Here is a 13,212-nt window from a genome sequence, read left to right on the forward strand (position 1 = left end):
CCGTCTGCCAGATAACAACTAATGCAGATCGGTGACGTGCCCTGAAACGGGGGGATTTTGAGGCTGGAACATCTTGCCCCGCTCGGCAATCAGGATCATCAGCAGAGCTGCGACCGAGACACTGCAGAAGCCGGCGGCCAGAGGCGTCACCGTGCCGTTATAGGCCTGGCCGATCAGCGCGCCGATGATGGCTCCGAGGAAGGTCTGCATGAAGCCCAGGATGGACGCGGCGGTGCCGGCAAGTTCGCCGAGCGGCTCCATGGCCAAAGCGTTGAAATTCGCACCAAGTCCGCCGAACGGCAGCATCGCGCCGGCAAAAAACGCGATGAAGAGCCAGAGCGGCATCCGCATCTCCAGCGAGACGACGAGCCAGGCAAGGCTGATGCACAGGAAGACGAGCAGCGCGCCTTGCGACAGGCGGCGCATGCCGATCTGTCCGACCAGCCGCGAATTCAGATAGTTCGAAAAAGCCAGCACACCGGCGACGCCGGCAAAGATCAGCGGGAACAATTCGCCGACATGGAAGACGTCGATATAGATCTGCTGTGCCGAGCTGATGAAGCCGAACATGGCCGCGAAGATGAAGGTGCTGGCAAAGGCGTAGCAAAGCGTGAGGCGGTTGGTGAGCACGATGCCGAAGCCGCCGGCGACGGAGCTCACCGTCAGCGGCCGGCGATATTCCGGATGCAGCGTCTCGGGCAGGCGCAACAGAGCCCACGCCGACACGACCAGCGCGCCGACGGCCATGGTCACGAAAATCCAGTGCCAACTGGCAAACAGCATGACGAACTGGCCGATGCCGGGCGCGATCACCGGAATTGCCATGAACACCATGAAGATCAGCGACATCACCTCGGCCATGCGCCGGCCTTCGAACGTGTCGCGCACGATCGAGACGGCGATGACGCGGGTCGCCGCCGCGCCGAAGCCTTGTATCAGGCGGCAGGTTAGCAACAGGGCGAAACTCGGCGCGACGGCGGCGGCGGCCGCGGCGGCAACATAGACGACCAAGCCGAAGACCAACGGCGCACGGCGCCCGAAGCGATCCGAAATGGGTCCGAAGAAAAGCTGTCCGCCGCCGAAGCCAAGCATATAGGCGGTGATGACATATTGGCGGTGGTTCTCGCTCTCCACGCCGAGCGAGGCGCCGATCTGCTGAAGCGCCGGCAGCATGATGTCGATGGCCAGGGAGTTGAGCGCCATGAGTGCCGCGCAGAGCGCGATGAATTCCCAGCGCGGAATGGGCAAGCTTGTTGCCGATTGCTGCGCTGCTGCCTGCTTGTCCACCGCGAAATCCGATTCTTCAAACGAACATGCGCCGGATTACCGGCGCATCCATTCGTTTCGTTCTCAAATCCGAGAACTACAATGCCGAGGTGGGGGCGGCCTCGGAAGTTAGTGTCCGCCGGCCGGTCGCCGACACAATCCGATCAGGCGGCGCCTTTGACGCTGACGCCCTTTTCGACCAGGAAGTCCTGCAATTCACCGGCCTGGAACATCTCACGCACGATGTCGCAACCGCCGACGAATTCGCCCTTCACATAGAGCTGCGGGATGGTCGGCCAGTTGGAATAATCCTTGATGCCCTGGCGCAGTTCGGCCGAGTCGAGCACGTTCACGCCTTTGTAGTCGGCCCCGATATAATCGAGGATCTGCACCACCTGGCCGGAGAACCCGCATTGCGGGAAACCGGGCGTGCCCTTCATGAAGAGCACGACGTCGTTGCTCTTCACTTCATTGTCGATGTAGTCGTTGATGCCGGTCATGGACAATCCTTTCATGCCTGTGGGAGTCAGGCTCGAAGCATGTCCTTCAAATAAACCCATAGGTTGGCTGAAACAAGACGTTAGCCGTGACGCTGGCCCGATGGCGCAAGGGATAACGCGATTTTGGGCCAAGCCGCCGCTTGCGGGCACGCCTGTAGCGGAAGCGAAGCAATCTTCAGTCCGGAACGCCGGTCTGCAGCGCCAGAGCATGCAGCACGCCGCCCATCTTGCCCTTCAGCGCGTCATAGACCATCTGGTGCTGCTGGACGCGGCTTTTGCCCCGGAAACTCTCCGCAACGACCTCAGCCGCGTAGTGGTCGCCGTCGCCGGCCAGATCGCGGATCGTTACCCTGGCGTCGGGAATGCCTTCCTTGATCAGTTTTTCGATGTCGTGGGCATCCATTGCCATGGCAAAATCCTGTTTCAAGCGGGCAGGCTGTATGTGACTCGGAGTGAGCCTAGAACCTTTCCAGCCCGGATTGAAGCCGTTCCGTCGCAGGAGGAAACCTAGGAATGATCCCGGCTCGGATGAACCACGCCGTCTTCGGTGATGTCGTCGCGCGTCGAATAGGCGCGGCCGAGGCTGAAGACCAGCACGTAGAGCGGGATGTTGATCAACAGGCTGACGATCGGAAGATAGCTCGTCATCCGCCATGCGGCTGAGAAGAACGCCTGACCGTAGCCGTCGCAGATCAAGGACGAGCCATAGTCCCAAACCGCCCCGACCACCGCGGCGACGGCAAAGAGTTTCATGCAGGTTGCGATGTGCCTTGCCCGCGCCGGCTCCGGAGAAAGCCTGTTCCACAGCACGAGGCAGGCGATTGGAACTGCGTAGATCAGAGTCTGCAAGATGAGCATCGGCAGCGTGCCGTTTGCCGCCGCCAGGAACTCGGCGCGGGTTTCCAGCCGCGGGCAGACCTCGCTCGAGGTCGTCGACAATAGGAACAGGACGAACGGGCCGAGAAACCAGAAGAAGAACAGAGACGGCCAGAAGACGACTGCAATCAGCGCCCTGGCGGTTAAATCATGTCGCATAAAAAAGGATTTATGCGCCATGATTTAAGTCTCTTGTTGTAAGCATGTCTTTCCCGAAACCGCTGCACACTTTCGGGGAGACATGCTTCTGGTCAACTGGCCTGGTCCATGAAGCGCGGGAACCAGCCTTCATGCGCGGCGGTCAATTCACTGACCGGGATCGGCCGCGCGTCACCCAGCTTCAATTCAAGTCCGCCGGTGGTGCCGATCCACGGCGCGAAGATGCCGAGCTTGCCCTGCTCCTCGCGGATCCTGTCCCATTCGCCGCTTTGGGGGTCGATCGACAGGGTCAGCAGATAGCGGCCCTGGTCCTCGCCGAACCAGACCGGAATCGGATCGGTGCCGGTGAGGCCGGGGATGGTGGCGCCGATGCCGGAGGCCATCGCCATTTCGGCGAGCGCTACCGCCAGGCCGCCGTCGGAGACATCGTGGGCCGATGTCACGATGCCGGAAACGATCAGCGAGCGCACATGGTCGCCGACGCGTTTCTCATGCGCGAGGTCGACAGGCGGCGGCAGACCGTCGGCGCGGCCATGGATGTCGCGCATATAGGCGGACTGCCCGAGATGGCTGCCCCAGCTCGGCGGCGCGCCGACCAGCACGATCATCTGGCCCTCGGCGGCGAAGCCGATACGCGCCATCTTCGACCAGTCGGCGATGAGGCCGACGCCGCCGATCGTCGGCGTCGGCAGGATGCCGCGGCCGTTCGTCTCGTTGTAGAGCGAGACATTGCCGGACACGATCGGGAAGCCGAGAGCGCGGCAGGCATCGCCGATGCCTTTGATGGCGCCGACCAACTGGCCCATGATCTCGGGCCGCTCGGGATTGCCGAAATTGAGGTTGTCGGTGGCGGCAAGCGGCAAGGCGCCGGTCGCCGTCAGGTTGCGCCAGCATTCGGCCACGGCCTGCTTGCCGCCTTCGTAAGGGTCGGCCTCGCAGTAGCGCGGAGTGACGTCGGAGGAGAAGGCCAGCGCCTTGGTCGGGTGACCTTCGACGCGCACGACGCCGGCATCGCCGCCGGGCAGCTGTAGCGAATTGCCCTGGATCAGCGTGTCATACTGCTCCCACACCCAGCGGCGCGAGGAGAGATCCGGTCCCCCCAGCATCTTGAGCAACGCGTCGGCGACATCGGCCTTCGGCGCGTCGTTCGCGGCAAGCGGCGTTGGTTTCTTCGCCTCGACCCAGGGGCGGTCATATTCCGGCGCCTCGTCGCCCAGTTCCTTGATCGGCAAATTGGCGACCTCGTCGCCCTGATGGATGACGCGGAAGCGCAGATCGTCGGTGGTCTTGCCGACAATGGCGAAGTCGAGACCCCATTTGCGGAAGATCGCCTCGGCTTCCTCTTCCTTCTCGGGGCGCAGCACCATCAGCATGCGCTCCTGGCTTTCCGACAGCATCATCTCATAGGCGCTCATGCGCTCCTCGCGCACCGGCACCTTGTCGAGGTCGAGCTCGATGCCGAGGTCGCCCTTGGCGCCCATCTCGACGGCAGAGCAGGTGAGGCCTGCGGCACCCATGTCCTGGATGGCGATGACGGCGCCCGACGCCATCAGCTCGAGGCAGGCCTCCAGCAGGCATTTTTCGGTGAAGGGATCGCCGACCTGCACGGTCGGCCGCTTCTCCTCGATCTTGTCGTCGAATTCGGCCGAGGCCATGGTGGCGCCGCCGACGCCATCGCGCCCGGTCTTGGCGCCGAGATAGACGACCGGCAGGCCGACGCCCTTGGCCTGGGACAGGAAGATGGCGTTGGTCTTGGCAAGACCCGCCGCGAAGGCGTTGACCAGAATGTTGCCGTTGTAGCGCGCATCGAAATTGACCTCGCCGCCGACGGTCGGCACGCCGAAGGAATTGCCGTAGCCGCCGACGCCCGAAACCACGCCCGCGACAAGGTGCCGGGTCTTGGGATGATCCGGCGCGCCGAAGCGCAGCGCGTTCATTGCCGCCACCGGCCGCGCGCCCATGGTGAAGACGTCGCGCAGGATGCCGCCGACGCCGGTCGCGGCACCCTGATAAGGTTCGATGTAGGAGGGGTGGTTATGGCTCTCCATCTTGAAGACGACGCAGTCGCCGTCGCCGATGTCGACCACGCCGGCATTTTCGCCCGGACCCTGGATGACCTGCGGACCGCTGGTCGGCAGCGTGCGCAGCCATTTCTTGGAGGACTTGTAGGAGCAGTGCTCGTTCCACATCGCCGAGAAGATGCCGAGCTCGGTGAAGCTTGGCTCGCGGCCGACCAGATCGAGAATGCGCTGGTATTCGTCCGGCTTCAGCCCATGCGCGGCGACGAGCTCGGGGGTGATCGGCACGGAATTGGAAATGGTCATGAGCAGCGATTTTTGTCCGTGGAAGAGGGGAGTTTTCGAGTCCTCCTCATATCGCAAGCTTTCGCGCGATACACCCCCATGGGATGACGAAAATGCCGGAAAACTGGTCCTCAGGCGGCCGCCGGAGCCCAGGGGTCGCCAGCTTGATCAGGAAAAACTGTCGTAGCCGGCGCGGCCTTCGTCGAGCAGGCGGCGGATGACGGCGACGCCGCCAGCGACATCCTTGCTTTGCCGCGGCTGTGACACGCCAAAGCGCACGCCGTGAAAGACCTGCTCGGAGCGGCCGGCCTTGAACTCGTCCTCGTCGTCGATGAGCACGCCTTGCGCCAGGCAGGCATTCTTGAAAGTGCCGGACAGCCACGGGTCCGGCAAAGTCAGCCAGACGAAGGGCACGTTGTCGCGCGCCTTGAAATCAAAACCCGCCAGCACTTCGCGCACGATGGCGAGGCGCGCCTGGATTTCGCCAATGCAGCGCTTGCGGATCTCGCCCGCCTGGCCCGACATCACCAGCCGCGTGCCGAGCTCGGCCAGCAGGAAGGGCAGGCCGCCGGTCATCATCTTGTGGGCGACACGGATGCGGTGGCGATAGGCCGGCGGGCAGGAAAGCCAGCCGCCGCGCACGCCCGCCGCGACCGACTTCGACAGGCCGCCGGCGACGATCGTGCGCTCGGGCGCGTATTCGGCCAGCAGCGGTGTCGGGTCGTCGGTGAGTTCGCCGTAAAGATCGTCCTCGATCAGCGCGACATTGTACTCGCGCGCAATCTTGGCGATCGCCTGCCGCCGTTCCGCCGACAGCGTCACCAGCGTCGGGTTCTTAGCGGTCGGCATCAGGAACATCAGCTTTGGATGTTTCTGCGCGCAGACGCGCTCGAAATCATCCGGGTCGATACCATCCTCGTCGGTCGAAACCAGCGCCGTGCGGCGGCCGATCAGCCCGGCGCTGCGCGCGATCTGCGAATAGGTGAGGTGCTCGAAGACCACGTAGTCGCCGGGCATGGTCAGCGCCGCGATCGCCGCCATGACCGCAGCATGGGTGCCCAGCGTCGGCACGATCGAATCGAGCGAGGGGCGGAAGGCATTGCGTGCCAGCCAGCGGCTTCCGGCTTCGTACCAGCGTTCGGGAAAATCCCGCGTATAGCTCGAAATGTCGTGCGGATGCTCCTGCGCCGTACGCGCCAGCATGTCGGCAATCACCGCGCCCTGGCCGACATCGGGGGCGGCCGTGCTGTCGAAGCGCAGCTTGCCGCTCGGCGCGTCGATGGGGCGCGTGCCCTGGATGGCAGGTTCCAAATCCGGCTTCGGGTCTGCGGCGCGCTGGCCGAGCACATAGGTGCCACGGCCGACTTCGCCGCTCACCAGACCGCGCTCGCGCAGCAGCTGATAAGCCCTGCCGATGGTGCCGACGGTCGTGCCGATGTCATAGGCGAGATCGCGCTGCGGCGGCAGTTTTGCACCGGCGTCGATGACGCCCTTGTCGATATCTGACTCAATGCTGTCAGCAAGGCGCTGATACAGCGGACCGGAGCCAGAGGAAAGATCGGGGAGCCAATTTGTCATGGTAACAATTTTCTATATTGCACCGCGCGATGAGTCAATTCATATCGGTTGCGCGATTGCTAAGGTACAATCGAAACAAGGCAGAACGACAATGGATACAATCGAGACAATTTGCTATGCTCACCCGGCTTTTGGCACGCAGGTCGAGCCCTTGGCCCGTCGCCGTTTCGCCGGTCGTATGGCGGTTGTGCTCCGTTCCATCGCCAGGCGGATCGACCGCATGCTCCAGCGCCGGCGCGGCCGCCTCGCGCTCATGGAGATGACGGACGAGCAGCTCAAGGATATCGGAGTCTCGCGCTGCGACGCCCATCGCGAAGGCATCAGAGCGTTCTGGGAGTGATGCCTACCAGCGGCGGCTCGATTGGACGCGGGTTGCGGTCTTTCTCCGCAGCCGGCCGATGCCGTGATCAACAAGCACGGCGAGCACGCTCAACCCGACGAATAACGCGGTGACTGCCAGCGCCGAAACGGCGACGCTGGCCCTGCCGTTCTTGGCGACGTCGAGGAATGGGTAGGGTACTTCGCCGGCGAAGGGCGCGCGTATCAGCGCGTAGGCGAGATAGACGACCGGGTAGATCATCCACCAGGGGATGTCGCTCCACTGCCGCCTGCCATCGGCGCCCGCCACCAGCCACCACAGCACGAACAGCACCGGCGTCACATAGTGCAAGAGGACGTCGCAGAACAGGAACAAACCCTGCGGCTGCCAGAGCTTTGCCAGGATCGTGGCGTAGACGATGAAAACCAAAGTCATGGCCACGGCTACGCCAGTCCGCGTCCGCGGTCCGGCAAAGGCCGGGAACCACGCATAGCCGGCGGGTGACAGCAGCGAGGCGTGCACCATCACAGCGGCGATGTTGGTCAGGATGGTGAAGAAGCTGAAATAGAAGACGATCGAGCCGAGCAGGCCACGGCCTGCGGCCATCGATGCCGGGATAGTGATGGCGAATTGCAGGACAAGCGCAATCAGCCCGACAGCCAGCCCCGCGGTCTGCAGGAACCGGGCCATGACAATTTCAGGCGGCAGCCGCGCAGGACGGATTGCCGGCCTGCCAGCGGGCGAGATCGGAACTGATGCGCGCGCCGAGCGGCTCGTTCATCAGCGGGCCAAAGGCGTCGACGCGGCTGGAATTGCCCTGCGCCTGCACCACCAGCAGCGGCTTGCCGCCATAATGCTTGGCGGGCACCAGCAGGAAGCGCGGCGTGCCGCTGTAGGAATTGAGCTCGTTGGCCATCTGGTAGGTCTTGAAGGCCGGGTCCTTGCTGGCGATCCAGCATTTGTGCGCAGCGATGGCGACCTGTTCCATCGCAAGCAGCGAGGCGCTCTTGCCTGAGGGAACCGGCGTGGTCTTGGGGCTGGACTGGCAGGAAGCCAAGCCAAGCCCGGCGGCGGCCAGGAGAGCAAGGCGAGCAATCGTCAGTCTCATGGTCAGTCCGCCCCCGCGTTCCGATGGGATGTTAATCAGGCTGCGATGCCGAGAGCGCTTTCGAACAGCGCCCGCCCGTCATTGCCGCCATGCGCCGCCTCGATCAGGTTTTCGGGATGCGGCATCAGGCCGAGCACATTGCCCTTGTCGTTGACGATGCCGGCAATGTCGTTGATCGAGCCATTGGGGTTGGTGTTTTCCGCATAGCGGAACACCACCTGGCCTTCGCCTTCTATCCGGGCAAGCGTCTCGGCATCGGCGAAATAGTTGCCGTCATGATGCGCCACCGGCGAGCGGATGACCTGTCCGGGCTGGTAGCGCCGGGTGAACATGGTGTTGGCGTTGGCGATCTCGAGCTTCACCTGCCGGCAGACGAATTTCAGCGAGGCGTTGCGCATCAGGGCGCCGGGCAGCAATCCCGCCTCGACCAGAATCTGGAAGCCGTTGCAGACGCCGATGACGGTCACGCCCTTGGCCGCCTTTTCGGCGACCGCCCGCATCACCGGCATGCGCGCCGCGATCGCTCCGCAGCGCAGATAGTCGCCGAAGGAGAAGCCGCCCGGGATGGCGATCAGATCGACATCGGGGATTTCGGTGTCGGTCTGCCAGACGGTCGCCGGCGCCTGGCCGGAAATCTTGGTCAGCGCCGCGATCATGTCGCGGTCGCGGTTGAGGCCTGGCAGGAGGACGACGGCTGATTTCATTGTCAGGCGATCTCCACCGCGTAGTTCTCGATCACCGTGTTCGCCAGAAGTTTGTCGCACATGGCCTTCAGGTCGGCCTCGGCCTTGGCCTTGTCGGTTCCGGCGAGCTCGATGTCGAACACCTTGCCCTGCCGCACCTGGCCGACGCCGTCGAAGCCCAGCCCGGAGAGCGCGTGCTCGATCGCCTTGCCCTGCGGGTCGAGGACGCCGTTCTTGAGGGTCACGGTGATACGGGCTTTCATCGATGCTCCTGGGCAGATCGTCGTTTAGGAAAAGGCCTGCCATTGTCCGGCAGGCCCGTCAGTATTCAGTGCTTCAGGCCCTTGGGCGCCTCGGAAGAGGCGACGAGCACCGGGCCCGTCGGGCGCGGCGGCTCGTTCTCGTTGATGATGCCGAGACGGCGGGCAACCTCCTGATAGGCTTCGACCAGACCGCCCATGTCGCGGCGGAAACGGTCCTTGTCGAGCTTGTCCTGGGTGGCGACGTCCCACAGCCGGCAGGAATCCGGCGAGATCTCGTCGGCGACGACGATGCGCATCATGTCACCCTCGAACAGGCGGCCGCATTCGATCTTGAAGTCGACCAGCTGGATGCCGACGCCGAGGAACAGGCCGGACAGGAAGTCGTTGACGCGGATGGCCAGGGCCATGATGTCGTCGATTTCCTGGGGGTTTGCCCAGCCGAAGGCGGTGATGTGCTCTTCCGACACCATCGGGTCGTCGAGCGCGTCGGCCTTGTAGTAGAATTCGATGATCGAGCGCGGCAGCACCGTGCCTTCCTCGATGCCGAGGCGCTTGGACAGCGAGCCGGCGGCGACATTGCGCACCACGACCTCGAGCGGGATGATCTCGACTTCCTTGATCAACTGCTCGCGCATGTTGAGCCGGCGGATGAAGTGGGTGGGGATGCCCATCCGGTTCAAATGGTTGAAGATGTGCTCGGAAATGCGGTTGTTGAGCACACCCTTGCCATCGACCACTTCATGCTTCTTCTTGTTGAAAGCGGTGGCATCGTCCTTGAAAAACTGGATCAGCGTCCCCGGCTCAGGGCCCTCATAGAGGATCTTGGCCTTGCCTTCGTAAATGCGGCGGCGATTTTTCATCTGATTTTTTCTCTGGATCTGCGGGCAGGCGGCAATCGACCGATTCCTGCCCGTCTGCCTAAATTAGTATGGCGAAGGCGGCGTTCAATGCCGGTGTTATCGCAATCGCCTTGTTTGCTCAATCGGCAAATCCCGCGAATCAACCGCTTTCGGGACTGAAATGCCGCAGCGCAGCATGCGACGAAGCATATTGACCGGCCCGCGGCCTTTTGGTTTGTGCTTGCCCATCACACATATTCACCGCCAAGCGAATCGGATTGATCGGAGGGACGTCATGAGCAGCATGAAAGACCGCGAAGAGGGTTTTGAGCGCAAATTCGCCTTCGACGAGGAGCTTCGCTTCAAGGCCGCGGCGCGCCGCAACAAGGCGCTTGGCCTGTGGGCCGCCGAGAAACTGGGCAAATCCGGCGCCGATGCCGAAGCCTATGCCAAGGAAGTGGTGGTCTCCGATATCGAGGAAGCGGGCGACCACGATGTTTTCCGCAAGATCCGCACGGATTTCGACGCGGCCGGCGTCGCCCAGTCCGACCATCAGATCCGCCGCACCATGGACGAGCTGATGGCGCAGGCGATCGAGGAGATCAAGAACAGCTGAGGCTGTGTGGACATGATGTCGTCCGAAACCGCCTCGAGCTTTTCGGCGTCATGCGCTATCTCTTTGTTTTTACGCAATTCTGGACGGAAAACCGTTGCGCATTCTCCTGAAATTGCTCTGACTGGACCAATCGACCGCCCGGCCAAGCCGGGCGGTTTTTCTTTGCCTTCGCGTCGTTTCCGGCCAAAACTGCGGATTGTTCACAAGGAAACTTTCGATGTCGCTCAAGTCCCGCCTGGCCGCCGACGAAACGCTGTTCACCGCTTGGTCGGGCGTGCCGGACGCGCTGACGGTCGAAATCATCGCCAAGCAGGGTTTTGACGCCGTCACCCTCGACATGCAGCATGGCGGACATCATGAGGACAGTGTGCTGCGCGGCCTGGTGCCGGTGCTCGCCGCCAACAAGCCGGCGCTGGTGCGCATTCCGGTCGGACGCTTCGACATGGCGAGCCGCGCGCTCGATTTCGGCGCAGAGGCGGTGATCGCGCCGATGGTGAACTCCGCGGCCGATGCAAGGCAATTCGCCGCCGCGATGAAATATCCGCCGCTGGGCGAACGCTCCTGGGGCCCGACCTATGCTTTCCCGCGCCATGGCAAGGGCGACCATGCCGAATGGCTGCGCGACACGAACCAGCGCACCATGGCTTTCGCCATGGTCGAGACGCGGGCCGCCCTCGAGGCGCTGGACGGTATTTTGGATACGCCCGGCATCGACGGCATCTTCGTCGGCCCGTCGGATTTCTCGATCGCCTGGTCGAACGGCACCACCATCAACTCGACGCTGGAAAGCATGATGGAGACGGTCGCGTCGATCGCCGAGCGGACGCGCAAGGCCGGCAAGCATGCCGCGATCTATGTCATCGAACCGGCGATTGCCGGGCGCGTCGTGTCAATGGGCTTCCGGCTGCTCGCCATGGGCTCGGACCACACGCTGATTTCGCTCGGCGCGAAAACGCTGTTGAAGAGCATGCGGGATTCGATCGGCTCCTAGACGCCGATCAGGGTTCTTTCAGTTCCGTCAGGAATTTAGCGAAAGTCATCGAACCCTCGGGCCACGGGCCGAAGCCGGCGTCGTGGTTGAGATGGCCTGCCTCGCCGGCGTCGATGAAGAGCGATCCCCAGGCGGCGGCAATGTCCTCGGCGACCTCGAAGGCGCAGAACGGATCGTTGCGGCTGGCGATCACGATGGACGGAAAGGGCAGGGGATCGCGCGAATAGGGGCCGAAGGTCATCAGATGCCTTGGCCTGATTTCCGGATTGGAAACGTCGGGCGGCGCGACGAAGAAGGCGCCGGCGACCGGCTTCTTGAATTGCGGGATGGCCTGCACCGCCGCCGTCACGCCCAGCGAGTGCGCAACAAGCACCACCGGCCGCTCGGCCTCGTTGACGGCGTTCGCCACGCTCGCCGTCCAGTCCTCGCGCACGGGTTTGGTCCATTCCGCCTGCTCGACCCGGCGCGCCGTCGACAGTTTCGACTGCCAGCGGGTCTGCCAGTGCTCGGGGCCGGAATTGGTGTAGCCCGGCACGATCAGGATATCTGCGTCTTTGACTTTCATGGCGCCGATGTAGCGAGCGGCCTTCTTGGCTGCAACCCTGTCGGAAAATTCGGAGCGATCACAATTGTGAACAACTTGTTCGATTCTTGCTCTCTTGTGTGAACGATCGCAATCGACGATTTGGAGGGCAACAAGGAACAATGGCTGGCGGCCACGAAAATCCCATGCTGGGATAAGCGCTGCCCGAACGGAGAGTTTGATGAGCGAACTGCCTTTTGCCGCGACCACCCCGGTCAGCGTGTCGCGTGTCGGGCTGAAGGCGCGCGATGCCGAAAGCCTGGCGGCCTATTATCGCGCCGTCGTCGGCCTGCAGGAACTGAGCCGCGCCGACGGCGCGATCACGCTCGGCGCAGCCAATCGGCCGCTGCTGGTGCTCGAACAGGCTTCGTCGGCCAAGCCCGACGATCCGCGCAGCGCCGGGCTTTTCCATACCGCTTTTCTCCTGCCGTCAAGGGCGGATCTCGGCCGCTGGATCAGCCACGCCGCCGCCAACCACATCGGGATCGAGGGCGCCTCGGACCATCTGGTCAGCGAGGCGCTCTATCTCACGGACCCGGAGGGCAACGGCATCGAGATCTATGCCGATCGCCGCCCGCAGGACTGGAAATGGAACGGCGACCGTATTGCCATGGCGACCGAGCGACTGAACCTGCCGGCAGTGGTGGGCAGCGTGCCGGCGGGCGATGCCGGCTGGCAGGGCGCGCCGGAAAACACCATTGTCGGCCATGTGCATCTGCGCGTCGGCCGGCCGGAGGACGCGGAAGCTTGGTGGCATGACCAGTTCGGCTTCGACACCGTCGCCAAATATGGCGGCCAGGCGGTGTTCCTGTCGTCCGGTCATTACCACCACCATATCGGCGCCAATGCCTGGCAGAGCGCCGGCGCCGGCCGCCGCGATCCGTCGCACTCGGGCCTCGCCTGGGTCGAGATGCGCTCCGACAATGTCAAGGATGAGACGAGCCGTGAGGATCCCTGGGGCACGGTGATCAGGACGGTGCCTGGGAAGGCTTGAACGACGGCTGCGTCAAGCTGGAGCACCCCTCATCCGTCTCGGCGCTAGCGCGCCGATCCACCTTCTCCCACAAGGGGAGAAGGGGGAATTTGGCGCCCGCGCCTCAGCTAATCACCGATGCCGCGATTGGCAGT

The 13,212-nt window shown here is 63.4% G+C and carries 16 protein-coding genes; 4 read left to right on the forward strand and 12 right to left on the reverse strand.

All coding sequences use genetic code 11. From position 1 onward, the window contains the following. Positions 1-18: 18 nt before the first annotated feature. From FJ980_RS09510 to FJ980_RS09535, 6 genes are all read right to left on the reverse strand, one after another. On the reverse strand, positions 19-1,287 hold the full coding sequence (locus FJ980_RS09510; protein ID WP_140542646.1) for a multidrug effflux MFS transporter: 1,269 nt from the start codon (positions 1,285-1,287) through the stop codon (positions 19-21). Positions 1,288-1,430: 143 nt separating this feature from the next. Further along, positions 1,431-1,766: a Grx4 family monothiol glutaredoxin gene (grxD, locus tag FJ980_RS09515; protein ID WP_059185116.1), complete on the reverse strand. Its 336-nt coding sequence runs from the start codon at positions 1,764-1,766 to the stop codon at positions 1,431-1,433. Between the two features lie 175 nt (positions 1,767-1,941). Then, positions 1,942-2,175, reverse strand: a complete 234-nt coding sequence (locus tag FJ980_RS09520) for a BolA family transcriptional regulator (RefSeq protein WP_140542647.1) — start codon at positions 2,173-2,175, stop codon at positions 1,942-1,944. A 98-nt stretch (positions 2,176-2,273) separates the two neighbouring features. Beyond that, the gene (locus FJ980_RS09525) at positions 2,274-2,801 is read right to left on the reverse strand and encodes a hypothetical protein (RefSeq protein WP_140542648.1); all 528 of its coding nucleotides are present in this window, start codon (positions 2,799-2,801) and stop codon (positions 2,274-2,276) included. A 92-nt stretch (positions 2,802-2,893) separates the two neighbouring features. Further along, entirely contained in the window at positions 2,894-5,125 is a 2,232-nt protein-coding gene (purL, locus tag FJ980_RS09530; protein ID WP_140542649.1) for a phosphoribosylformylglycinamidine synthase subunit PurL, read from the reverse strand. Positions 5,126-5,272: 147 nt separating this feature from the next. Beyond that, positions 5,273-6,682 carry a PLP-dependent aminotransferase family protein gene (locus FJ980_RS09535; protein WP_140542650.1) on the reverse strand — a complete coding sequence of 470 codons (1,410 nt, stop codon included), beginning with the start codon at positions 6,680-6,682 and terminating at the stop codon, positions 5,273-5,275. On the opposite strand from FJ980_RS09535, the gene FJ980_RS09540 reads away from it, so the two are divergent. Next, positions 6,681-7,022 (forward strand): DUF1127 domain-containing protein, encoded by a 342-nt coding sequence (locus FJ980_RS09540; protein WP_348640651.1) that lies wholly within the window; start codon positions 6,681-6,683, stop codon positions 7,020-7,022. The two genes, FJ980_RS09535 and FJ980_RS09540, sit on opposite strands and share 2 nt — an antisense overlap. 3 nt (positions 7,023-7,025) lie before the next feature. Here the strand turns inward: FJ980_RS09540 and FJ980_RS09545 are convergent, their stop codons facing one another. From FJ980_RS09545 to purC, 5 genes are all read right to left on the reverse strand, one after another. Then, a complete protein-coding gene (locus tag FJ980_RS09545; protein WP_140542651.1) occupies positions 7,026-7,691 on the reverse strand; it encodes a Pr6Pr family membrane protein in 666 nt (221 codons plus the stop codon). Between the two features lie 7 nt (positions 7,692-7,698). After that, the gene (locus tag FJ980_RS09550) at positions 7,699-8,109 is read right to left on the reverse strand and encodes a hypothetical protein (protein WP_140542652.1); all 411 of its coding nucleotides are present in this window, start codon (positions 8,107-8,109) and stop codon (positions 7,699-7,701) included. 35 nt (positions 8,110-8,144) lie between these two features. Beyond that, on the reverse strand, positions 8,145-8,813 hold the full coding sequence (purQ, locus tag FJ980_RS09555) for a phosphoribosylformylglycinamidine synthase subunit PurQ (RefSeq protein ID WP_140542653.1): 669 nt from the start codon (positions 8,811-8,813) through the stop codon (positions 8,145-8,147). A 2-nt stretch (positions 8,814-8,815) separates the two neighbouring features. After that, positions 8,816-9,055, reverse strand: a complete 240-nt coding sequence (purS, locus tag FJ980_RS09560; RefSeq protein ID WP_095765207.1) for a phosphoribosylformylglycinamidine synthase subunit PurS — start codon at positions 9,053-9,055, stop codon at positions 8,816-8,818. 65 nt (positions 9,056-9,120) lie between these two features. Beyond that, positions 9,121-9,915: a phosphoribosylaminoimidazolesuccinocarboxamide synthase gene (gene purC / locus FJ980_RS09565; protein WP_140542654.1), complete on the reverse strand. Its 795-nt coding sequence runs from the start codon at positions 9,913-9,915 to the stop codon at positions 9,121-9,123. A gap of 274 nt (positions 9,916-10,189) precedes the next feature. Between purC and FJ980_RS09570 the strand changes: the two genes are divergently transcribed. Together FJ980_RS09570 and FJ980_RS09575 are read left to right on the forward strand one after the other, a co-directional pair. Continuing rightward, positions 10,190-10,510 carry a DUF1476 domain-containing protein gene (locus FJ980_RS09570; RefSeq protein WP_095765208.1) on the forward strand — a complete coding sequence of 107 codons (321 nt, stop codon included), beginning with the start codon at positions 10,190-10,192 and terminating at the stop codon, positions 10,508-10,510. Positions 10,511-10,727: 217 nt separating this feature from the next. After that, positions 10,728-11,501: an HpcH/HpaI aldolase/citrate lyase family protein gene (locus tag FJ980_RS09575; RefSeq protein WP_140542655.1), complete on the forward strand. Its 774-nt coding sequence runs from the start codon at positions 10,728-10,730 to the stop codon at positions 11,499-11,501. 7 nt (positions 11,502-11,508) lie between these two features. On the opposite strand, the gene FJ980_RS09580 is transcribed toward FJ980_RS09575, so the two are convergent. Further along, entirely contained in the window at positions 11,509-12,066 is a 558-nt protein-coding gene (locus FJ980_RS09580) for an alpha/beta hydrolase (protein WP_140542656.1), read from the reverse strand. A 199-nt stretch (positions 12,067-12,265) separates the two neighbouring features. Here FJ980_RS09580 and FJ980_RS09585 point away from each other — a divergent pair, with 199 nt between their 5' ends. Further along, positions 12,266-13,078, forward strand: a complete 813-nt coding sequence (locus FJ980_RS09585) for a VOC family protein (protein ID WP_140542657.1) — start codon at positions 12,266-12,268, stop codon at positions 13,076-13,078. The last annotated feature ends 134 nt before the right edge of the window (positions 13,079-13,212 follow it).

The organism is Mesorhizobium sp. B1-1-5 (assembly GCF_006443065.1).
GTDB lineage: Bacteria > Pseudomonadota > Alphaproteobacteria > Rhizobiales > Rhizobiaceae > Mesorhizobium.

Excerpts from the sequence above, each read along its gene's own strand:
- grxD (WP_059185116.1), bottom strand. The coding sequence starts at position 1,766 with ATGACCGGCATCAACGACTACATCGACAATGAAGTGAAGAGCAACGAC.
- FJ980_RS09520 (WP_140542647.1), bottom strand. The coding sequence starts at position 2,175 with ATGGCAATGGATGCCCACGACATCGAAAAACTGATCAAGGAAGGCATT.
- FJ980_RS09525 (WP_140542648.1), bottom strand. The coding sequence starts at position 2,801 with ATGCGACATGATTTAACCGCCAGGGCGCTGATTGCAGTCGTCTTCTGG.
- purL (WP_140542649.1), bottom strand. The coding sequence starts at position 5,125 with ATGACCATTTCCAATTCCGTGCCGATCACCCCCGAGCTCGTCGCCGCG.
- FJ980_RS09540 (WP_348640651.1), top strand. The coding sequence starts at position 6,681 with ATGGTAACAATTTTCTATATTGCACCGCGCGATGAGTCAATTCATATC.
- FJ980_RS09535 (WP_140542650.1), bottom strand. The coding sequence starts at position 6,682 with ATGACAAATTGGCTCCCCGATCTTTCCTCTGGCTCCGGTCCGCTGTAT.
- FJ980_RS09545 (WP_140542651.1), bottom strand. The coding sequence starts at position 7,691 with ATGGCCCGGTTCCTGCAGACCGCGGGGCTGGCTGTCGGGCTGATTGCG.
- FJ980_RS09550 (WP_140542652.1), bottom strand. The coding sequence starts at position 8,109 with ATGAGACTGACGATTGCTCGCCTTGCTCTCCTGGCCGCCGCCGGGCTT.
- purQ (WP_140542653.1), bottom strand. The coding sequence starts at position 8,813 with ATGAAATCAGCCGTCGTCCTCCTGCCAGGCCTCAACCGCGACCGCGAC.
- purS (WP_095765207.1), bottom strand. The coding sequence starts at position 9,055 with ATGAAAGCCCGTATCACCGTGACCCTCAAGAACGGCGTCCTCGACCCG.
- purC (WP_140542654.1), bottom strand. The coding sequence starts at position 9,915 with ATGAAAAATCGCCGCCGCATTTACGAAGGCAAGGCCAAGATCCTCTAT.
- FJ980_RS09570 (WP_095765208.1), top strand. The coding sequence starts at position 10,190 with ATGAGCAGCATGAAAGACCGCGAAGAGGGTTTTGAGCGCAAATTCGCC.
- FJ980_RS09575 (WP_140542655.1), top strand. The coding sequence starts at position 10,728 with ATGTCGCTCAAGTCCCGCCTGGCCGCCGACGAAACGCTGTTCACCGCT.
- FJ980_RS09580 (WP_140542656.1), bottom strand. The coding sequence starts at position 12,066 with ATGAAAGTCAAAGACGCAGATATCCTGATCGTGCCGGGCTACACCAAT.
- FJ980_RS09585 (WP_140542657.1), top strand. The coding sequence starts at position 12,266 with ATGAGCGAACTGCCTTTTGCCGCGACCACCCCGGTCAGCGTGTCGCGT.